Below are 22,716 nucleotides of genomic sequence, written 5' to 3' on the forward strand. Positions count from 1 at the left end.
TTTAAACTCAAGGTCTAGCTATATTATTTATTTTTAAGCAGGAATATGAACGTAGCTTGGCACTTGTTTCCCATGTAATATCCACAACTCATGTAGTGCGCGTGTACAACCAACGTATAAAAGCTTGGCATCCTGCTCACTATAATGTGCTGTGTCTACATCTGTCACAATGACCGCATCAAACTCCAGTCCTTTAGACAAATAAACAGGTAAGACAGAAATCCCTCCGCGATATTCACCACGGTCTCCATCAATCAAGTTAACCTCAATTCTAGAGTCAATGAGGAATGAATATAAGCTTCTTGCTTCTGCTAAAGTTCTTGTTAAAATTGCGGCAGTGCGATAGTCACCTGACATTAACTGCTGTAGATTTGCTAACACTTGGGCTTGAACAGCCTTAACCTCAATTGGCTTTAATAACACTGGATTCCCACTCCGGAAAACTGGAATGGCAAGTAAATCGGTTTTCACCCCAGATTGTAAAATATGATTTCCATAATCAATGATTTCCATCGTGGAGCGATAGCTACGTTTCAAGGCAAAATAAGAGGTTTCTTCTGGCTGAAATAAGCTGCTCATTTCTTCCCACGACTGTATCCCTTTATAGTAATGAATCCCTTGCGAAAGATCACCAAGAATCGTAAACGAATGTCCCTTCACAAATTGATCTAACACTGCAATCTGAAACGGAGAAAAATCCTGTGCTTCATCGATAACGATATGGTCAAAGGTTTGGGCACTTGTTATCTCATTTAGCTTTGTATACAAATGAAGCATTGGCGCAAGGTCTTCTTCCTTAATGACGTTCCCTTTTAGATTCCCTTGCGTTTGCTTCCATATTTCCGCTGGAATTCCTGACTTTAGCTGTGGTAAGCCAAGCTTAACTCCTTTTTTCACTCCAAATAACTCCTGATAGATCGCTAACGGTGTAAGCTCTGGCCATTTTTTTGCATAGGCCTTCTCACGTTGCTGCGCTTTTTTCTTGCGCTCCTTTAGTTCATTAGCAGACATCGATTTTTTAAGCTCCATCTCAATCCAGCGATGAATACGAGCTAACACACGCTCCTTGCGTTTGGCAATCGGGTAATGACGATATTCCCCTTCAAACCAAGCTACAATCTCCTCATAACTTAATACAGCACCATCCCAAGGCTCAAATGAGAGCTTCGGTACACATAACGTATCTAGGGATACAATAGCTTCATCTATTAGGTTTTTAAACTGTATTGAGCCTTTAAATCGTCCTGATAGTTGCTCATCACCACGTTCGTGCTTAACATGATTTTGATCAAACCAGTTCGTCCATACCGAGGAATCATCTACTGCCACCTCATCTAGCTCCAGCAATTGTGAGGCCCAATCCATAAATGTACCTTGACCAATATCACCAACACCTAGTTCAGGCAGGACCTCAGAAATATAATCAATAAACATCATATTTGGTGCAAAAATCATCATTTTTTCGGCTGACATCTGTTCCTTATATTGATATAGCAAAAAGGCTAGCCGGTGAAGCGCTACTGTTGTTTTCCCACTTCCCGCTACACCTTGAATAATTAGAGCTGCATTACGTGGTCCACGAATAATTAAATCCTGCTCCGCTTGAATCGTCGATACAATATCCCGTAAGCGATTATCCTTGTTTTCTCCTAAACGATATACCAAAAATTCATCAGATACCGCAGGCGCCTCACTGTCTCGGTTAAAGGTGTCTGCAATACGCTCCAATTCACCCTTACGCACAATGATGTTACGCTTTAAGTGAACTGAACCGTTTATTTCACCCTCTGGAGCTTCGTAACTAGCCACCTCTCCCCCTGTAAAGGAATAAAACAAGCTAGCTAGTGGAGCACGCCAATCTAACACTAATGGCTGGTTGCTCTGAGGATCGTTTACGCCTCTCTTTCCGATATAATAAGGATGTAAGCCTTCACGATCTGTTTCAAAATCCAATCGCCCAAAATAAGGCTCCTTGGCTGATAGCTCTAGCTGCTTCATCTGCTGCTGTCGCATATCCTCCAATACTTGCTGGGTAAAATCTGAACCCGTATATTCGGGTATGCTACGTAGTGAAGATAGCTGTGTATCCATCATCTCCATCGTCTGCGTAAGCTTCTCTTTTTCTTCTTGATAGGCACTTTGAAAATCTGCCACTTTCAGTTACCTCCTAAGGTTTATTCCTTCCATATACGTACAGTATAAAAGCAAAAGGAACTCCATTATACACCTTGGGTTTGTTAAGCGCAAAGCTTTTAAGTAGAAAATAAAAGTGTTGAATACTTAGTCACTTATAAGCCAAGTTTTAGCAATCTCTGGATCATCATAATATTGAATGGGGACCAAAAATGAATAGTTCTGTTTCCTTAACATTTTACGAAAACGCCACTTATCCCAGAAGGACAACCCTACTATCGCAATTTTTTTCGAGTGATTTTGTAAGTAAATCATGTTCTCAAGGAACTTGTTTAAGACAGCATTCGTCAACTTTGTTTTGTAAAAATCAACCCAAATATTTAAGAGGCGGTTTTGGCTTGATATAAATTCCTCTTCATCTTTCATTAATTTAAACAACGAATCCTCATTTTCGTAAAAGCTCCCATATTTCAAGCAATGTAATTCCCCACCTTTGTAATAGTAAGGAAATAAAGAACCTCCTGGTGATTTCATACTAGACATCGTTCACCCCTCCTTAAAAACTATATAGTGAATATAATTCGCCGCTTAATTTTTGTTCCCTTTTGTTATTTCAGTCTTTAAGCTTAGTAATTTGGATTTATTAAATAAAAAACCGCTTATGAAAAACTGAGTGCTAAGTCAGTTCACTTCATAAGCGGTTTTATGTTCTTTTATTTTTTTGCCAACAAATCACGTACAGCCACACTTGTCATAATCAAACCCACCGTAGGCGGAACAAAGGAAATGCTCGCAGGAGGTTGCTTTGCCTTACGAATCTCAGGGGCATTCGGAGACACAATTTTTTCAGTCACATCTACTCTAGGCTTAACAGGCTTTTCAGTAGAGAAAACGACCTGAACACCTTTTTTAACGCCGAGATCCCGTAGCTTGCCACGAATGACTCGTGCCATCGGGTCCATATGGGTTTTAGAGATATCTGCGACCTCAAATTTAGTAGGGTCCATCCGATTTGCCGCACCCATACTTGAAATCATCGGAATCCCACGCTTGCGACATTCCATAATGAGATGCACCTTGTAAATAATGGTGTCAGATGCATCTAACACATAATCAAGGTCATATTGGAACAACTGCTCATACGTTTCTTCCGTATAAAACATATTAAGCGCAATCGTTTCGCACTCTGGATTGATTAGCTTTACACGCTCACACATTAAGTCCGTTTTCTTTTGCCCCACTGTGGAGGTTAAGGCGTGAATTTGACGGTTCACATTCGTGATATCTACAACGTCTTTATCAATCAAAATAATACGTCCTACACCCGCACGAGCGAGGGATTCAACCGCAATTGAACCCACTCCACCAATGCCAAGCACTGCAACGGTACTATTTTTTAAAATTTCAAGTCCTTCTTGCCCAATGGCAAGCTCTGTTCGTGAAAATTGATTCAGCATTTCGAGGTAACTCCTCCTCTATATTATGAGGGATTAATTTTTAACTGGTTCTGGTTTTTTAGCCACTTTAATATGAAGCTGCTCCAATTGACCTTTATCCACTTCGGATGGTGCATTCATAAGCAAGTCGGTTGCACTTGCTGTTTTAGGGAATGCAATCGTTTCACGCAAGTTAGTTACACCTGCTAACAACATCACCAAACGATCCAAACCAAACGCCATACCACCATGTGGAGGTGTACCATATTCAAACGCATCTAACAAATATCCAAATTTGTCTTGCGCTTCTTCTGGAGATAAACCAATCGCCGCGAACATTTTTTCCTGCACATCACGTTTGTAAATACGCATAGAACCACCACCAACCTCATATCCATTCAGAACAAGGTCATAGGCTTGTGCAAGAATTTGCCCTGGATCAGTGTCAAACAACGCTGCATCTTCATCACGAGGACGTGTAAATGGATGGTGAAGTGCTACATAACGTTTTTGATCCTCATCCCACTCAAGCAATGGGAAATCAACAACCCACGCAAATTTAAATTCATTTTCGTTAATTAAGCCAAGCTGACGTCCGATTTTTAGACGCAAGTTACCAAGCACATCTGCTACTACTTTTTTGTTATCTGCGGAGAACAAGAGCAAGTCGCCTTCTTCTGCACCAGTACGTTCTTTTAGCGCTGCGATTTCCTCTTCGTTAAAGAACTTCACGATTGGACCACGGAATTCGCCTTCCTTCACTTGAATCCAAGCCAAACCTTTAGCGCCATAGCGAGCAGCAAATGGACCTAAGTCATCAATTTCCTTACGGCTCCATGTTCCACAGCCTTTAGCATTCAATACCTTAACTTCTCCACCCTTTTCGATGACAGAAGCAAATACTTTAACACCACTTGTTGCTACGATGTCATTGACTTCAATAAGCTCTAAGCCAAAACGTAAATCTGGTTTATCTGAACCATATTTGTTCATTGCCTCTGCATACGTTAAGCGTTGGAATGGCGTTGAAACTTCAATGCCTTTTGTTTCTTTAAAGACACGAGATACCAATTGCTCCATCATGGATAACAATTCATCTTGGGTTAAAAATGATGTTTCAATATCCACTTGCGTAAATTCAGGCTGACGGTCCGCACGCAAATCCTCATCACGGAAGCAACGTGCGATTTGATAATAACGTTCGATTCCACTGACCATTAGCAACTGCTTATACAATTGTGGAGATTGTGGAAGTGCAAAAAATTCGCCTTCATGCACACGACTTGGTACTAAGTAGTCACGTGCACCTTCTGGGGAGCTTTTTGTTAAAATTGGTGTTTCAACATCAATAAAGCCTTGCTCATCTAAGAAATCGCGGAATACTTTAGACGCTTTAGAGCGAAGTGCTAGTGTACGTTGCATTTCAGGACGACGCAAATCTAAATAACGATATTTTAAACGTAAAGATTCATCTACCTCAATGCCATCCTCAATGAAAAATGGTGGTGTTTTTGCCGCGTTTAACACATCAATTTCAGTAACACGAACTTCAAGCTCACCTGTTGGCAAGTTAGGATTCACCGTTTCAGCATCACGTTTTACGACTTCACCTTTTACCGCGATGACATATTCACTACGAACCTTGTCAGCGATACCAAGCGCATCACCAGAATAAGCTGGGTTAAAGACAACCTGCACTAAGCCACTGCGATCACGCAAATCAATAAACAATACTCCACCTAAGTCACGGCGAGTTTGTACCCATCCATTTAATACTACAGTTTGTCCAATATGTTCGGCAGTAATTGTACCGCAACTATGTGTTCGTTTCATGTAATTCTCTCCTTAATATATGTTTGGTTGTTAGGCTCTATTTAAAATTTAGCACTTGACAATGTCTGGAGGGTGGTAGCTACGATCCAGAGCGTTCTTGCGATTGTTGTTAAAATCATATTCCTTTTATTGAAGTAATTTTATGGATGGAATTTGATTTTAAGAGACAACCTTCAGAATCCCTCTGTCTCTTCGCTAGTTTGGGTTGGTTGTCAAGCAATAATTTCAAGATCGAGCCGGTTTTTTAGCTCAAAAAAATCAAAACCTGACGCCTGCTTATTTTTGTTGTCCTAGCTCCTGAACAAGCTCAGCTAGTTTAACTGTACGTTGCTGTCCTGTTTCCATTGCTTTTAGGGCAATTTCACCACAACTTAGCTCATCATCACCAAGGATCGCAGTATATTTCGCCTTCATGCGGTCTGCGGATTTCATTTGAGCTTTCATCTTTCTGCCTAAATAATCGCGGTCTGCTGAAAATCCTGCTTGACGAAGCTTAAATAGCTGAGTATTCACTTCCGCTTCTGCAGCTTCACCTAATGCGATGAGGTATATATCTAACGGTTGCTCATTCGTAGCAGCTACCTGTTGTTTTTCCAGAATCAGCGCAATGCGCTCAAGTCCCAGTCCAAAACCAATCCCTGGCTGCTCAGGCCCACCAATTTCACTCACTAAGCCATTATAACGACCACCACCACCAACAGTAGCGACATTCCCTGTTTCATTCGCCTTATATTCAAATGCAGTAAACGTGTAGTAATCTAACCCTCTCACCAAGCGAGAATTAATGACATATTCTACACCCATGCTATTTAATAACGACTTTACCTTCTCAAAGTGTGTGCTGCTTTCTTCGTCCAAGCTATCCAAAATAGATGGGGCATCCGTAAACTTATCTTGATCCACCTTACAATCAAGCACACGAAGTGGATTACGTTCAATGCGAGCTTGGCAATCCTTACACAATGTTTCTTTGATTGGATTGAGGAAACCTAACAGCTTTTCACGGTACACAGCGCGACTTGATGGGTTACCTACAGAGTTTAATTCTACCTTTACGCCTTCTAAGCCAAGATCACGGCAATATTGGTAGCCTAGTGCAATCACTTCAGCATCAAGACTAGGGTCGGCTGAACCAATCGCCTCTACGCCAAACTGATGGAATTGACGTTGACGACCTGCCTGAGGTTGCTCATAACGGAACATCGGTCCCATATAATATAGCTTCGATATATCAGGGTCACCGTATAGCTTGTTTTCTACATAAGCACGAACAACACCAGCAGTGCCTTCCGGACGAAGCGTCATGCTCCGATCCCCTTTATCTAGAAACGTATACATTTCCTTTTCCACAATATCTGTCGTTTCCCCAACACCTCTAGCAAACAACGAGGTTTGTTCAAAAATTGGAGTGCGAATTTCGCGATAGTTAAAGCGACGACATAAATCTCTTGCTTTTTCTTCGATAAACTGCCATTTTTCCACAACCCCTGGCAATAAATCCTGAGTCCCTTTTGGTTTTTGAAAATCCATGATAAGACCCTCCCTTTGTAGTCTAAGTGTAGCTTTAAGCTTTAGTGTTTATTAATTTTAGCAACAAAAAAACTCCCGCCTCTGTCAACTTGCAACAGGGACGAGAGATTATTTAATGTAATCACCCGTGGTACCACCCACATTCCGAACTAGCCTATTCAGAAATTTAGAGTCACGTCCTGAGACTGTGTATGCCCTAAAATCTAATATCACTTGTTCGCTCATATACGGTTAACGCCCGTTTACGCCTAACGTCTACTAAGTCATCAAGATACTTACACTATCGCCCTTATCAGGCAAATAGTTCGTACATTGTACACCTTTCGTCATTAGGTTCTCGGAGAGGTCTTTCATTCAATCATCACCAGAATCCTTCCAGCCAAAGGGATTCATCTCTGTGGATGTGGGGTTGAATTACTTTTTCCCGTCATCGAATTTAGATCATAATCATAATTAACATCATAACTATATTGCTTGATTGTATATGAAGCTCTGTAGTAAAGTCAAGCACTAAAGAGTTGTAATTTTAACTTTCACAAAAAAAGAAGGTCTTATTCCCATTTAAAAAAGCGAAGTGAAATACAAATACATAATGCTCCTATGACTACCATGACTATAATAGGTATAATTACCCCTTCTATAGGTAAGTTAAGTGACGTTGCTTTGAGCAACTTAATGCCTTGTGTCAATGGGAGAATATCCGCTATCTTTTGCAGAGAGCTAGGCATCATCTCATAGGGTAACGTTGTTCCTGAGAAAATAAGCATTGGAAAATACAATAAACTAGCTATGGCCCCAGCAATTTTAGGATTAGGTGCAATCCCACCTACTAATAATCCAATACTAAACATCGATAGCATCACAAGAAGATATGCGCCTATAAACCGAAGCCATGAACCATAAAATTGAAAATCAAAAAAAATCAAAGCAAACAAATACAACGCAATTAAAGAAACAATAGAATAAAGCGCATAGATTGCAATTTGCACCATTAAAATTAGGACAGGACTAACGGGTGTTACTTTAAAACGCTTTAAAATCTTTACATTACGATAATCAGATACAACGATAGGAAGTCCCATAACTCCACCTGCACAAATCGCAATCGTAGAAATTGCACCAAAGGACTGTTCTAAGAAAGTATAGTTTGCGCCTGTAAAAGCAGGCTTATTCCCAAATAATGAACCAATAATTACCAATATAATTATAGGCATAAATATTGCAAATATTAGCATATCTATTCCGCGAAGAGATAATTTAAGCTCCGTTTTAAATAGTGTATTAAATGCCTTCGTATTGATGGTCATATTCATCCTCCTCACTCGCAAACCATAAATAAGCATCTTCAAAATGTTCATAAGGACTCATTGCAATTGCTTCTTGAACCGTACCACAAAAGACGCTTCTTCCTTTTTTCATAATCAAAATTTTGTCACACAATGCCTCTACCTCATCCATGAAATGTGACGTTAAAAACAAGGTCACTCCAAATTTCTTCAATTCAATTAAGCTCTTCCATACATCACGTCGCGCTTTGGTATCGAGTCCAGTGGTCAACTCATCAAAAAAAATTACTTTTGGATTAGATATCAAAGCCAGTACAATAAAAAAACGTTGCCTTTCTCCACCTGACAGTTCACTAACTAAACTCTTTGATTTATCGCCAAGACCAAATTGCTTTAACAGAAAAGCATAATCGACATGATTTTTGTATAACGAAGCAGTCACCTCACACAGCTCTGAAACTTTGATCTTATCCTGATAATTAGACTCCTGATACTGTACGCCAACATCTTCAAATATTTTTTTTCGATGCTTTTGAGGATTCATACCTAAAATGCTGACAGATCCATAGTCTTGTTTTTTCGTGCCTATAATACATTCAATCGTTGTACTTTTACCTGCACCATTGGGGCCTAATAAACCAAAAACTTCTCCCTTCGCAACACATAAATTAAGATTTTCAACTGCACTGACAGCCCTGTATTTATCTTGTTTGTAGTATTTAGTCAAGGCTGTCACTTCGATTGCCATTTCCATACTTTGCGCCTCCTTTTTAGTTGCAACAAAACAATAACACCAGAACAAAGTCTGGTGTTATAATGGAGGGCTTGGTTTATCAAACTTCTTCATTTCATACAGTAATAAGCTCATATTATGGGCATTTTGCTCGGTATCCTGTAAAGAAGTCAACAACTGATCACATACTGTAATAATATCGTCACTTGGTGTAGGCGTATCAATGACCTGTCGAATGTTGACCCTAGTATGCTCATACTGAGATAATGCATTTAACATTCTTAAAATAGCGGAAAGCGAATAATTAGCACAACGTAATGATGAAATCAATTTTAGTCGTTGGAGATCCTTAGCTGTATATACGCAATAACCATTATGTTTACGTTTGATCGTTAATAATCCATTCATTTCCCAATTTCTTAATGTGTCAATGGAGATACATAAATAATCCGCTGTTTGTTTTCTCGTTAAAGTCCCTGAAGCTAATTGTTGTTCATTTCCATTAATTATTTGCTCTGCTATTACAATTGCTTCTTCTGCATTACGTTGTTCGCGTTTAATTTGCCCAAGATACTTCAATGTTAATTCAATCGCTTTATCATAATTCCTTGCTGCTGCACATTTAATAATGGCAATGACTTGTTTTCGTAGTCCATTTTGGATAACTTCAATTTTGAATCCAGTCCTTATTAGCTTCACTTGCTGTAAATGAAGATCAGTATATATGCGGTAACCATTTTGCTTGCGCTCAGGCTTCGATATAAAACCAAGCTGCTCATACAGTCGAACTGTATTGGGATGAATTCCAACACAATTTGCAACTTCAGAAGTTGTGTATGTATTCAATGCATCACCTCATTTGTACTTATAATAATAAAACATAACTAGGGTCTGGTGTTATAGTGGAGGGTTTGAACTTAAAAACTAAAAAAGCTGAATTTGGGCAGAAAAAAACCTGTCACCAACGGGGTGCAGGTCCAAAGGTAATATATTAAAAGGGGGTCATGTGTTTATTATAGCCAAGCAATGTTAAAGCAACATGAATGTAATATTACAGTTATATTACAAAATTAGTTTTTAGCACAATATTAGGCTCAAAACCAAAATTAGTGGTTGCTAACTTCAGGGGGAAAGCAGCTACGGTGCAGAGGGTGGCTTCGACCCCTGTTACAGCCTTGATTTTCTTGAATTAAATATTTATCGATGAAAAACAGGCTGTAAAGGCGGACGTGTTCACTTCTCCACCATCCCTCTGCCCCTTCGCTATTTTGGCTTCCTCTCAACCACTAAATTTCTAAGTTGAGCCCAATATTATTTGGCATAACGTTATAACGCCTCCACATAAGCACCTAATGTTCTTAGCTTAGAGATAACTTCATCATACTGCTCATCTTTCGCTTTTGCACTTAACACATAACGTAGTGAAGACAAATCGCCTTCATCATTTATGATATCTCCTTGTAACCCGTTGTCCTTAACGCCTTCTTTAGTATCCTCATTACTTGAGGCATTAACATCATCATTATTGATTACAAAGGGAACCGTTCCCTGCGTTGAGGTCGTACCTGCAAAACCACTAGATGGGATCATTCCACCTGAAGCTGTAGAATTTGCATTTTGAATCGGTGCAAATGGCACTAACAAGTTCGAGCTACGTCCAATGCCCTTCTCTAGCTTCCCCACCTCAAGCTGTTCAAGCCCATAAGGAATTAAGCTACTTCTAGCACCTTCAGCTTGATCTTCACTGGAAAAATAAGCCTGAATATGTTTAGACATAGATATCTCTCCTTTGTAGTTATAAAATCATAAAAATACTATGCTTGTTATTACCCAAAAGGAGTAGCTTTATAACTTTAGTGCAAAATCGGCGAATAGGAATGCTTCGTTGTTTTAGAATACATACTTGTTGAGCGTAGTGAAAATAAGACAGAAGGCTTAACATCCGAAGCAATTAACAGCATTTCTTCTCCCGCCGTCATTGTCCCCAGTATGCAAGCCTCCTGTAAGGTTGAAATCTCATGTAAAGAGGACAGGTTCATCCATTGTGACTGTATAGCACGACGCATAGCTAATCATCCTTTAAACATCGATTTGATCATAGATCACTATTAGCCATGTCCTCTTTGATTGTAGATTATACTGTATATCTTTCAGTTTAAAATAGTCACTTTAGCATGATTTACAGCTGTGTATACTTTAATTTGCTTTCGTGTCCAACACTAAGGTGACAGGACCATCATTCACAAGGGAAACATCCATATCTGCTCCAAAAACACCGGTTTCTACAGCAAGTCCCTTTTCTCTCAGCAAATTATTAAATTGCTCGTACAAAGGCTCTGCATGATCTGGTTTAGCCGCAGCCATAAAATTAGGGCGTTTCCCCTTACGAACATCACCATACAATGTAAATTGTGAAATAGATAAAACAGCACCGCCACAATCCAATACACTGCGATTCATCTTGCCTTCTTCATCGCTAAAAATACGTAAACCAGAAATTTTCTCTGCTAAGTATTGGGCATCCTGTAATGTGTCATCATGGGTGATGCCTACTAGCAAAACAAGCCCTTGCTGAATACTGCCAACAACCTCATTATTCACGATAACCTGTGCTTGCTTGCTACGTTGCACAACGATTCTCATAATTCACCTGTACTTTAGCCTTTCTTCCACCATAATCCATAATGCATATTGCATAATTATCTGTTTAACATAGTGACCCTAATTTCAGTCTAATTTGCTGAGCTTCATTCATTCGCCCATTTGTCATAATTTCGCTTTATTGCATAATTCGGTGAACCGTATAAACATCCTTCACACGTTTGATTTTTTCAACAACAGCATGTAAATGCTCTGTATTGCGAATTAAAATCGTCATATGCACTAACGCCATTTTATTTTTATCCGAACGACCAGACACTGCTGACATATTTGTTTTACTTTCAGAAACCGCCTGTAGAACCTCATTTAAGAAGTTGCGACGATCATGCCCTGTAATTTCAATATCGACACTATAATTAGCTTCAACTGCATTTTCCCATTCAACTTCGATGACACGCGCTGCCTCTTCCCCATCATTAGCGGTAGGTATGTTAGGACAGTCACTCCGATGGACAGAAACCCCACGTCCACGCGTAATGTAACCAATAATGTCATCCCCAGGCACAGGATTACAACATCGTGCAAAGCGAACAAGCAGGTTGTCGATCCCTTTTACAACGACTCCATTGGTAGGTCCCTTACGATGTGTTGGTGCAGGCTTAACTTCCTTCACTTCATTGGTCAGCTCAATATAAGAAGCCTCATCTTGCTCTTTGCGTAGCTTCTCAGTCAGCTTCGTTACAATTTGAGCCGCAGTAATCCCACTAAAACCAACGGCAGATAACATATCATCAACGTCATTAAAGGAATATTTCTTTGCAGCCTCCATTAATTTATCATCTGACATATAGCCGGATGGCTCAATGCCCATACGTTTGAGCTCACGTTCAATCGCTTCATAACCCTTTTCAATGTTCTCTTCCCGTTTTTCCTTTTTAAACCACTGTTTAATTTTACTGCGTGCATGGGAAGACTGAGCGATCTTGATCCAATCTTGACTTGGTCCATACGAATGCTTAGAGGTCAAAATTTCAACAATATCACCCGTTTTAAGTCGATGATCTAACGGAACAATCCGTCCATTCACCTTTGCTCCAATTGTACGGTTACCAACCTCTGTATGAATGCGATAAGCAAAATCTAAGGGCACAGAGCCTGTAGGTAGCTCTACAACCTCACCAGAAGGGGTAAATACAAAAACTAAATCAGAGAAAAAGTCCATTTTTAGTGATTCAACAAATTCATGCGCATCTTTAGCTTCATGCTGTAGCTCTAATATTTCTCTAAAAAATGTAATTTTATTGTTAGGGGCTTCAATGCCTTCTTTATACGCCCAGTGGGCCGCAATCCCGTATTCTGCCGTTCGATGCATTTCTCTTGTTCGAATCTGCACCTCTGTAGGCTCACCTGTAGGTCCTACGACAGTCGTATGCAGAGATTGATACATGTTTGCCTTAGGCATCGCAATATAGTCCTTAAAGCGTCCAGGCATCGGCTTCCATAAGGTATGAATAATTCCGAGTGTGGCGTAACAATCCTTTATATTGTCAACAATGACGCGAATCGCAAGCAAGTCATAAATTTCGTTAAATTGCTTGTTTTTTGTTGTCATTTTTTTATAAACACTATAAATATGCTTTGGTCTGCCTGATAGGTCTGCTTCAACACCCATTTCATCAAGCTTCTCTGTAATTTTAGAAATCACCGTCTCGATAAACTCCTCGCGTTCTGCACGCTTTTTACGCATTAAATTCGCAATACGATAATATTGCTGAGGGTTTAAATAACGTAATGAAATGTCTTCCATTTCCCATTTAATCGCTGAAATACCAAGACGATCAGCAATCGGGCAAAAAATTTCTAACGTCTCATACGCGATTCGACGTTGGCTTTCCTCAGACTGATATTTTAACGTTCTCATGTTGTGCAGACGGTCAGCAAGCTTAATAACGATCACACGTATATCTTGTGCCATCGCAATAAACATCTTCCGATAATTTTCATTTTGCTGCTCTTCTTTGGAACGAAATTTAATACGCTCTAACTTAGTTAAACCATCCACTAATAGCGCACATTCACTCCCGAAATGGGTCTCAATCTCCTCTAAGGAAACTGTAGTATCTTCAACGACATCATGAAGTAGAGCAGCAATAATGGATAACACATCCATTTGCATACTCACTACAATATCTGCTACTGCCAAAGGGTGTAAAATATATTGTTCACCTGATTTACGAAGTTGGCCTAGATGTGCACGATCCGCAAACTCATATGCCCTTTGAATACGATCCAGATCCTCTTCTTTTATATAGGTGGACGCCTTATCAAGTAATCGCTTAATGCCCATTGAATACGTTTCGTTTCCTTTCTGTCAGCTTAGCCGTTTTTAGATTTCCTATAATTATGACTCTTACGCTCTTTTACGTCAACTACTTGGTTAAAACCGACTCCTAATTCTAAAAAATTTTCATTTATTTGATTAATTAACTACTAAATTTCTATGGATTGTCAAAAATATACCTAACATGACACATTTTTATGTTGTAAATTGTCTCAAATATCTTTAAGCTATTAAAGGAGTTTTAACCGTGAGTTAATATAGATAGAGGGAGTGACACTTTTGCAACGTGAAATTCAAGTTAATCAAAAGGTGCCATTTGCACCTGGATTCCTGCTAAGCCTGCAGCACTTATTTGCAATGTTTGGCAGTACAGTGCTTGTACCTAACCTTTTTGGCGTAGATCCTGCAACGATCTTGCTCATGAACGGAATTGGAACTTTGCTTTACATTTTAGTTTGTAAGGGGAAAATTCCTGCATATTTAGGCTCAAGCTTTGCATTTATCGCTCCTGTTATGGCTGTTCTAACCAATCATAAGGATGCGGGGAATGGATATTCCCTTGCTCTTGGGGCATTTATAGCAACAGGGATTGTCTTCCTTTTAGTTGCATTACTAGTTAAATATGCAGGTACTCGTTGGATAGACGTCGTCTTCCCTCCAGCAGCAATGGGTGCCATTGTTGCATTAATTGGATTAGAATTGATCCCTGTTGCCGCTGGTATGGCTGGTCTCATCCCTGAAAATGCGGGTGATACAACTTGGGTTGCTAATCCAACTACAATTACCATCTCATTAGTAACATTAGGAGTTACATTGCTAGGTGCAGTCCTATTCCGTGGATTTCCTAAAATCATTCACATTTTGATCGGGATTGTCGTTGGTTATGGACTTGCTTGGTATTTAGGTGAAGTTAAAGTAGAAAATATAAGCAACGCACAATGGTTGTCCATGCCAACCTTTACGACACCTCAATGGGATGCTTCTGCAATACTTACCATTCTTCCTGCTGCACTTGTTGTCATCGTTGAGCATATTGGTCATCTACTTGTCACAAGTAACATTGTTGGTAAAGACTTAGCTAAAGACCCTGGCTTACATCGTTCCTTAATGGGAAATGGGGTTTCAACCATTTTATCTGGTTTTGTAGGCTCAACGCCTAATACAACCTATGGAGAAAATATTGGGGTTATGGCGTTAACGAAGGTATACTCCATTTTTGTTGTTGGTGGAGCAGCGGTGATTGCCATCGTATTATCCTTCTTTGGTAAATTCTCAGCCGCCATTTCAGCAATTCCTCAACCGGTAATGGGTGGCGTTTCATTATTATTATTTGGAGTTATCGCGGCATCAGGACTTCGTATATTAGTTGAACAAAAGGTTGATTTCTCTAAAGCTACGAACCTATTGCTCACAAGTACAATTCTAGTCATTGGATTAAGTGGTGCAAAGCTCACTATGGGTAGTGTTGAGCTTAAGGGGATGGCGCTTGCTACTGTCGTAGGTATTTTGCTTAGCCTCTTGTTTAAGCTAATCGAGGTGCTTGGCTTGTCTAATGATAAGGAAGAGGCTTCACATTAATTAAAACATTAATAGAACATTAAAAAAGGCTTTGAAGCTAATTACGCTTCAAAGCCTTTTTATGATAAATTGCTAGGGACAGCTCTACTTTAGGAAATCAGTGTTTGACACTAACTTTAGGATAGATGCTACGTTCCAGAGAGTTCTTACAATCGTTGTTAAAACCAGATTCCTTAGAATGGAATCATAGATACAATCTGGTTTTAAAGACGATCTTCAGAATCTCTCTGTCTCTTCGCATGTTTGGGTAGACTGTCAAACACTGATTCATAATAGAGCTTCAATAAAATTTATAAACGTAAAGGCTCTACGCTTAGTATGTCATCAAAGTGTAGACATCAATATCTTTAAGCTTGTCACGACCATGTAACTCAGCTAATTCAATCATAAATGCCGTTCCAATCACGTTACCACCAAGCTTTTGAACTAATTCAATGGAGCTACAAATCGTTCCACCTGTTGCTAGTAAATCGTCAGCAATCAATACATTTTGTCCTGGCTTGATCGCATCTGTATGCATAGACAACGTATCTTGTCCATATTCAAGACCATAACTCACATCAATTGTACTAAAAGGAAGTTTTCCCTTTTTGCGAATCGGTACAAATCCAACCCCTAACGCATAAGCAAGTGGTGCACCTACAACAAATCCTCGCGCCTCCGGACCAGCGATAAGATCAATCTTAAGATGGGAAATCATATCCTTAATTTCATTAATCGCCATGCGATATTTTTCACCATCATTTAGCAAGGTAGTAATATCCTTAAAACTAATACCTGGTTGCGGAAAATCTGGCACGACACGAATATGCTGTTTAAAATCCATAAATATATTCCTCCTAAATAGTTGCAAAAATCAATATGTCAACAATATATTTAGCTCTTAACTAAATTTAGGGCTTGATAAGGCTATAGAACAACTCTCTGTACCGTAGCGGTCTCTTTCGCTAGCATTCATGCACTATTTTTCGTAAAGAACCCAATCTATTTAAGCATATTTTTGCTTTAACATCCAATCTCGAATACGAGCAACCTCACCATTCACCATAAGCTGCTCAACTTCAGCTAATTGCTGCAGATGAATAAAATGTGTGGATGTTTCTAATGCACGTTTTGATGGAGCGGGATTAATTCTTATCTCTCCTTGCTCCCAAGTAATAAACTCTAACTCCTTAAATACTTCTAATGCCATACTTAACATGCGTCTAGATAACCCTGTTTTTTTACTGATATAAGGCAACAGCTCATTTTCAGAAGTAGTACTCACAGACCTTATCATCGCATACAACTCTTTAAAATGCTCTCTAGTTGGTAAAATGACTTGTTCTTCTGGTTTATGAACATCATGCAACAAATAAATACGCTCTAAGCTACTTAGCTTCCCTTGTATATAATGCCACGTTTTTGCCCCAGTTGGAAGATGCATTATAAATATTGTTGTCACTTCTGCTAAGCTCATCCCTTTTGCAATGTCATTGCTTGGCAAAAGCCCTTCCTTCTCATCATAAATCCATAAAGAATAATTAGGCAATTGGTTTTGTCTAAATAGATTTTGAAACCCCGCTTGAACAAACACAGCATTTTTAGCAGAAGCATTTACACCACTGGCCTCCAGCTTTTCAGCAAGCTGCTCAAGCTTGAGGTGCGCTGATTTTGTATGACGGTAATCAAACACCTGAATATGGGAAACCGCAATATCCTGAATAAATAACTGAGGTTTACGCTTTCCATTCCATTCATTAATACTAACCTCAACGACTAAATCAAGCGTTGCATCCTCAGACAATAAATAGGCAAGATTTCCTTTATTAAAGGCAATTGCTTCAATTGTACACCCTTGCTGGGCAATGAGTAGCTTTAGATGCTTATTATCTTTTCCCATTTGACGGCTTTCTAACAGCTTAGCGCCACGTATTAACAGCTTAGGGCAAGGATTATTCATCCCAAAGGGAGCAAGCTCCTCCATATGCTCGATGGTCTCTATCGTTAAATCAGACACATTACAAGCGATATCGACCTGCATCGCAGGGGTAAAATGGGCTGGAGTTAGTATATGATGTGCATAGCTGTTTAACTGCTGCTCAAACTGCTCTAGCTGGGCTACTGCAAGCGACATCCCAGCAGCCGCTGGATGACCACCATAGTGATCCATAAGCTTACTGCAAGCCGTCAATGCCTGATAAATATCAAAATCTGGAATCGAGCGAGCGGAACCTTTACACATACCAGTTTCAGGATCAATTCCAAGTACAATAACAGGTCGATAATATCGATCAAGTAGCTTAGACGCGACAATCCCAACAACACCCACATTCCAGTTTTCCCCTGCCACAACAATAATATCGGGAATACCACCCTGCGCTGCTTTCTCTTCTACCTGCGCTACGGCCTCTATCAAAATTTCCTCGACTAACAGCTGCCTTTGTTTGTTTAAAACATCTAATTCCTCGGCAATCGTCTCTGCTTGCTCCATATCCGAGGCAGTCAAAAGTTCTACTGCTCTACTAGCATGACTCATTCTTCCACTTGCATTAATTCGTGGAGCCAGTCCAAAACCAACCTGCACTGCATTTACTATGTTTTGTTGATTTCCAGATATCATGAGTAAAGCGCGAATTCCAGGAAAACTTGATGTATTCATTAACTTTAAACCATAGGTTACTAAAATTCGGTTTTCATCTCTTAATGGCATTAAATCAGCAATCGTTCCAATTGTGACGAGTTCAATCCAAGCTTGTGGTGTATGTTCACCTAATAAGGCTTGTGCTAGCTTATAAGCCACACCTACTCCTGCGAGTCCTTTAAAGGGATAGTTGCAATACTCTAGCTTTGGATTAATAAGACTGTAAGCCTTAGGGAGCACAGCAGGTGGCTCATGATGATCTGTCACAATCACATCAATCCCTAATGAATTTGCATATTCAATTTGCTCTACTGCACTAATTCCTGTATCCACCGTCACGATTAAACTGTAACCCTGCTCATGAAACTGCTGAATTGCATGAATATGTAATCCATAACCTTCCTTTGAACGGTGAGGGATATAATAATCGAAGTCCGCTCCTAATTTACGCATGAGATGAATCATTAGTGAAGTTGATGATACGCCATCCGCATCATAATCACCATAAATTAATATTTTTTCCTTTTCCAGCAAAGCTTGCTTAATTCGGTCAACAGCCTCACGGACTCCACTCATAAGAAATGGATCATGTAATTCAGTTAAGCCTCCGTACAAAAAGCTTTTAGCCTGATCAAAATCTGTAAACCCTCGCTGATATAACAATGTACCCACAATATGTGGCACATTTAACTGATTAGATAAGAAAAAAGCTTGCTGCTCATCTATGGAGCCAACTTCCCAATTAAATTTAGGATGAAGCAACTACGCACACCTTCCTTCATACTGAAGCCATTTGCATCATGATAGATTACGATATGACTGTCATTTTTCTCTGATTACTGAATTAGTGTGGGCATATCCGCATCTGAATCCTCATGGTTACTTTTATAAGGATAACCTAATGCATACGGGACAATCTCAACATTAACCTCACTAATATGTGAGAAACGATGTAACAGGAGCACTCTAGCACGGTTTGCAATTTCCTGTGCCTCAAGCACTGTAATCCTTGGGTTTACACTAATTTTAACTTTGACAAAAATATAATGTCCCTGCTCCTGAGCGATGAGCTCATCTACCAAAATGACACCATGTACACGTTGAACAGTTTCAATTAATGGCATTACATTTTCTACAGCTCCATTTACAAGCTCAGGTACATAAATTGCAGTAACTAATAAACGGTAAGCACGCCAAAATAACAAGCAAGCTACAACAATAGCAGCTAAAGCATCCAAATAAAGTAAAGCAAAAATATCCATTGCTTGACCGAGCATGGAGCCAAAAACACCTAGCAACACAAAAATAGAAGTATACAAGGAATAACGGTGATTCTCAATATAATTTTGCATGTTTTGTTTGTTCTGCTTCTTTTGCCGGTACTGATATTGAAATACAACTTCCTTTAGTGCAATAGACAATACAACTGCAATTCCCGCAATATAACCTGGGGCTTCAATTTCTTCTCCTATAATCGTTGTAGCTGCGGTCATAATCATCCATAATCCACCTACAATAAACATGGAGCAAAAAATAACTGCAATAAGTGGATCTATTGCTTCCTTAGTACGGTATCTAAGCATTTGTTTGGATGGAGCTTTAAGCTTTAATTTCTCCGCTACAGCAGCCAGTGCATCTGAGGCTGAATAAAGTGCACCTGATAGCAATGTAAGACTGTTGAATAGAAGTCCTATTGCGCCTTTAAATAAGGCTAACACGATGTCACTTACAATTCCAAACCAAGCAGATGAGTCATGTTGTTCGCGGTTCATAATAACCCTCCCAAAAAACAAAATAATGCTATAAAAACGATAGGGCCGCATCCCAATCGACGCGGCCCTATCCTGCCAATCTACCTACCTAAACTAAACAGTCGCTTTGGACGGTTTGCCGGATTTATTATTATTTTGTTTACTTTTAAAAATAAACCAAAGTGGGCTTGCGATAAAGATCGTAGAATATGCTCCAAATAAAATCCCAATCGTCATAGCAAGGGAGAACATACGGATAGATTCTCCAGCAAAGAAGAACAGGAACAATGCCGCGATAAATACAGTTAACGCTGTATATAAAGAACGCATTATTGTCTGGGAAATACTATGGTTTACTAGCTCGATTAAATCTTGACGAGTTTTAATTTTAGCGAATCGTAAATTTTCACGAATACGGTCAAAAATAACGATCGTATCATTAATCGAATAACCAATAATCGTTAGAACAGCGATAATAAACGTTAAATCAACTTCCCAACGGAAGACAGAGAAAAGAGCAACAACAATAAATGCGTCGTGTAACAGCGCAATTACAGCCGCTAAAGCAAATCTCCATTCAAAACGAATACTTACATAAACAATAATCCCAATACAAGAAATGAGAACTGCTTTAATTGCATTTGCCGCTAATTCTTTAGCCATTTCAGTATCTACTGTGTTTACTTCAAACGAAGCTCCAGCGTCTAGCTTTTTGATCTCTTCTTTTAGCTGATGATCATGATCAGGACTAAGCACTTCAGTGAAACGAATGTTTAAGCGGTTATCGCCTTCTGTATATTCAACTCCACGAGTTAATCCTAATTTTTCAACGATCGGTTTTACATCATCTGCAGATAAATCCTTGGTTAAGGAGATATCTACGTTAGATCCCGCTTTAAAGTCAACACCATAATTCAAACCAAAAAATCCGAGACATAAACCACCTAAAATCGTTAGAATAATCGACAATGTGAAGAAATAGCGACTAAGGTGTACATAATTTAATACATTTAATTTCTTTTTAAAGTTCACTGATTTCACTCTCCTTTACCCCGAAATATTTCGGTTTAAGCAACTTGCCTGATTTCAGCAAGAGGTTCAGCAAGAAGCGTGAGAAGTAAACATTTGTCAAAATACTTAACAGGATTTCAACAATCAATACAAGTGCAAAACCTTTAACCGCACCTGTACCATATGCAAACATAACCGCCGCTACGATAATGGTTGTAATATTAGAGTCCAAAATGGTTCGAAGTGAATGCTTACTACCAGACTTCACCGCAGACAATACGCTTTTCCCACTTTGTAATTCTTCACGAATACGTTCACTGGAAATAATATTGGCATCAACAGCCATACCAATCCCCAGTATAAGGGCTCCAATCCCCGGTAAGGTTAGCGTAAAATCAGCCAATACAAACACGGCAATTAATAGCCAAGTATGAACGATAAGTGCAAATGCCGCAAACAAACCAGGAATATGATACATAAATGTCATAAAGATGATAATTAAAACAGTTGCGATTAAACCTGCTTCAATCGTAGAAGTCAAAGATTGTTGACCTAGTGTAGCACCAACACTTTGTGAATATTTCTCGGTTAGCTTAAGTGGCAATGCCCCTAAGTTAATGTTATCACGCAGTTGTTTAGCTTCTTCTACTGTGTAGCTACCTGAAATAGATGCTGTGCCATCTGACAACACGGCTCTAACTACTGGATTAGACAACATATTTTCATCAAGGAAAATAGCAAGCTCTTTGCCTATCAAGCGTTCAGTAATTTGCTCAAACTTTTTAGCATCTTTAAGCTTTATTGCAATGACTGGTTGCTTTAATGAGTCATATTCAACCTTAGCGCCACCCTCAACAAAGTCAGTCCCAATCAACTCAATTTTGTTATATTGGTTTGGTTCCTTCTCTGTTCCATCCTTACTACGGAACGTAAGTGTCATCGGCTCTTTCATTTTCTCACGAACTACCGCTTCATCCGTCACACCCGCTAACTTCAAGCGAATACGGTTCGTTCCTTCGGTTGTTACGTCCGGTTCACTAGTTCCAAGTGCATCGGCCCGTTTCTGTAAGCTTTGTGCAGTTTGAACTAATGATTCCTTTGTTACCTTTGCCCCTTGCTCAAATGGTGTGGCTTCATACAAAATTTCAAATCCGCCCTTTAAATCAAGACCAAGATGTACATTTCGCAATAAACCTGGGGTTGTCCACACCATAATTCCAGTTGTAGCTAATACAACGACTATGAATGCGATGATTCTTTTTTTCATCCCGTACTTCGTACCCCTTTCAAATTCTCAATATTCCTATTATAGCCATGTCAGAAAAGACCGTCAATTTATCAAAAGTTGGCGTTTTTGTGTACTTTTAGACAAAGTCTAAAACAGCCTCACCATCACTTGGAGGGAGAAGCTGAATTCTGTCGATAAATCTATACGTTTTTTCAGTTAAAATTACATATAATTCAATCTGTTCCGTACATGGTTATATAGGGTCCCCTCTATACATAGAGAGTGTTAAATAGTTCATAAACTGAGTTGCTTTGAGTGATAAAATATCATTCACAAGCTGGTGTGTTCTAGGTAATTGTTGTTTTTTGTATTTAGAGGACACACAATTCCATATGTCTTCCGCAGTAACATGCTCATACCCAATGAGGTGAAATTCCTCCGCCTTGCTCTGGCATAAACCTAAAATGGCTTTGTCGAATTCTTCGTTGGTAATCATTTCATCTGACATGGTTATATGCCCCCTCTTCACTCACCTATAATACAATTCTACCTTAAAAAAATAATTCCTGCTATGCACAGATTCATAGTTTCATAAATTGAGTTCTAGGATCATGTCATGAATTTGGACAGGT

The 22,716-nt window shown here is 39.3% G+C and carries 19 protein-coding genes; 1 reads left to right on the forward strand and 18 read right to left on the reverse strand.

The window, feature by feature from the left end; translation table 11 throughout:
* Positions 1-33: 33 nt before the first annotated feature.
* The 12 genes from J2Z32_RS07435 to J2Z32_RS07490 form a co-directional block, all read right to left on the reverse strand.
* Positions 34-2,100, reverse strand: coding sequence for a HelD family protein (locus J2Z32_RS07435; protein WP_210088594.1), 2,067 nt, complete (start codon positions 2,098-2,100; stop codon positions 34-36).
* 180 nt (positions 2,101-2,280) lie between these two features.
* The gene (locus J2Z32_RS07440) at positions 2,281-2,676 is read right to left on the reverse strand and encodes a hypothetical protein (protein WP_210088548.1); all 396 of its coding nucleotides are present in this window, start codon (positions 2,674-2,676) and stop codon (positions 2,281-2,283) included.
* A gap of 170 nt (positions 2,677-2,846) precedes the next feature.
* Positions 2,847-3,590 (reverse strand): tRNA threonylcarbamoyladenosine dehydratase, encoded by a 744-nt coding sequence (locus J2Z32_RS07445; RefSeq protein WP_210088549.1) that lies wholly within the window; start codon positions 3,588-3,590, stop codon positions 2,847-2,849.
* 33 nt (positions 3,591-3,623) lie between these two features.
* Positions 3,624-5,402: an aspartate--tRNA ligase gene (gene aspS, locus J2Z32_RS07450; protein ID WP_210088550.1), complete on the reverse strand. Its 1,779-nt coding sequence runs from the start codon at positions 5,400-5,402 to the stop codon at positions 3,624-3,626.
* 276 nt (positions 5,403-5,678) lie between these two features.
* Positions 5,679-6,932 (reverse strand): histidine--tRNA ligase, encoded by a 1,254-nt coding sequence (gene hisS / locus J2Z32_RS07455; RefSeq protein ID WP_210088551.1) that lies wholly within the window; start codon positions 6,930-6,932, stop codon positions 5,679-5,681.
* A gap of 551 nt (positions 6,933-7,483) precedes the next feature.
* Complete coding sequence (locus tag J2Z32_RS07460) at positions 7,484-8,239, reverse strand: ABC transporter permease (RefSeq protein WP_210088552.1); 756 nt, start codon at positions 8,237-8,239, stop codon at positions 7,484-7,486.
* Complete coding sequence (locus tag J2Z32_RS07465) at positions 8,214-8,972, reverse strand: ABC transporter ATP-binding protein (RefSeq protein WP_210088553.1); 759 nt, start codon at positions 8,970-8,972, stop codon at positions 8,214-8,216. The genes J2Z32_RS07460 and J2Z32_RS07465 overlap by 26 nt, the downstream gene beginning before the upstream one ends.
* Before the next feature lie 57 nt (positions 8,973-9,029).
* On the reverse strand, positions 9,030-9,797 hold the full coding sequence (locus tag J2Z32_RS07470) for a MerR family transcriptional regulator (RefSeq protein WP_210088554.1): 768 nt from the start codon (positions 9,795-9,797) through the stop codon (positions 9,030-9,032).
* A 480-nt stretch (positions 9,798-10,277) separates the two neighbouring features.
* On the reverse strand, positions 10,278-10,727 hold the full coding sequence (locus J2Z32_RS07475; protein ID WP_210088555.1) for a hypothetical protein: 450 nt from the start codon (positions 10,725-10,727) through the stop codon (positions 10,278-10,280).
* A 77-nt stretch (positions 10,728-10,804) separates the two neighbouring features.
* Positions 10,805-11,017 (reverse strand): hypothetical protein, encoded by a 213-nt coding sequence (locus tag J2Z32_RS07480; RefSeq protein ID WP_210088556.1) that lies wholly within the window; start codon positions 11,015-11,017, stop codon positions 10,805-10,807.
* 130 nt (positions 11,018-11,147) lie between these two features.
* Positions 11,148-11,594: a D-aminoacyl-tRNA deacylase gene (gene dtd / locus J2Z32_RS07485; RefSeq protein WP_210088557.1), complete on the reverse strand. Its 447-nt coding sequence runs from the start codon at positions 11,592-11,594 to the stop codon at positions 11,148-11,150.
* A 136-nt stretch (positions 11,595-11,730) separates the two neighbouring features.
* Entirely contained in the window at positions 11,731-13,899 is a 2,169-nt protein-coding gene (locus J2Z32_RS07490) for a RelA/SpoT family protein (protein ID WP_210088558.1), read from the reverse strand.
* Between the two features lie 273 nt (positions 13,900-14,172).
* On the opposite strand from J2Z32_RS07490, the gene uraA reads away from it, so the two are divergent.
* Positions 14,173-15,471 carry a uracil permease gene (uraA, locus tag J2Z32_RS07495; protein WP_210088559.1) on the forward strand — a complete coding sequence of 433 codons (1,299 nt, stop codon included), beginning with the start codon at positions 14,173-14,175 and terminating at the stop codon, positions 15,469-15,471.
* A gap of 313 nt (positions 15,472-15,784) precedes the next feature.
* On the opposite strand, the gene J2Z32_RS07500 is transcribed toward uraA, so the two are convergent.
* The 6 genes from J2Z32_RS07500 to J2Z32_RS07525 all read right to left on the reverse strand — a co-directional run bounded on the left by J2Z32_RS07500 (position 15,785) and on the right by J2Z32_RS07525 (position 22,592).
* The gene (locus J2Z32_RS07500; RefSeq protein ID WP_210088560.1) at positions 15,785-16,297 is read right to left on the reverse strand and encodes an adenine phosphoribosyltransferase; all 513 of its coding nucleotides are present in this window, start codon (positions 16,295-16,297) and stop codon (positions 15,785-15,787) included.
* Between the two features lie 162 nt (positions 16,298-16,459).
* Positions 16,460-18,856, reverse strand: a complete 2,397-nt coding sequence (gene recJ, locus J2Z32_RS07505) for a single-stranded-DNA-specific exonuclease RecJ (protein WP_210088561.1) — start codon at positions 18,854-18,856, stop codon at positions 16,460-16,462.
* A 74-nt stretch (positions 18,857-18,930) separates the two neighbouring features.
* Positions 18,931-19,866, reverse strand: coding sequence for a cation diffusion facilitator family transporter (locus J2Z32_RS07510; RefSeq protein ID WP_210088562.1), 936 nt, complete (start codon positions 19,864-19,866; stop codon positions 18,931-18,933).
* 93 nt (positions 19,867-19,959) lie between these two features.
* Positions 19,960-20,877: a protein translocase subunit SecF gene (secF, locus tag J2Z32_RS07515; RefSeq protein ID WP_210088563.1), complete on the reverse strand. Its 918-nt coding sequence runs from the start codon at positions 20,875-20,877 to the stop codon at positions 19,960-19,962.
* Positions 20,867-22,123: a protein translocase subunit SecD gene (secD, locus tag J2Z32_RS07520; RefSeq protein WP_210088564.1), complete on the reverse strand. Its 1,257-nt coding sequence runs from the start codon at positions 22,121-22,123 to the stop codon at positions 20,867-20,869. The genes secF and secD overlap by 11 nt, the downstream gene beginning before the upstream one ends.
* A gap of 214 nt (positions 22,124-22,337) precedes the next feature.
* On the reverse strand, positions 22,338-22,592 hold the full coding sequence (locus tag J2Z32_RS07525) for a post-transcriptional regulator (RefSeq protein ID WP_210088565.1): 255 nt from the start codon (positions 22,590-22,592) through the stop codon (positions 22,338-22,340).
* Positions 22,593-22,716: the final 124 nt, after the last annotated feature.

It is taken from the genome of Paenibacillus turicensis, from assembly GCF_017873435.1.
In the GTDB taxonomy this organism is placed as follows: domain Bacteria; phylum Bacillota; class Bacilli; order Paenibacillales; family Paenibacillaceae; genus Fontibacillus; species Fontibacillus turicensis.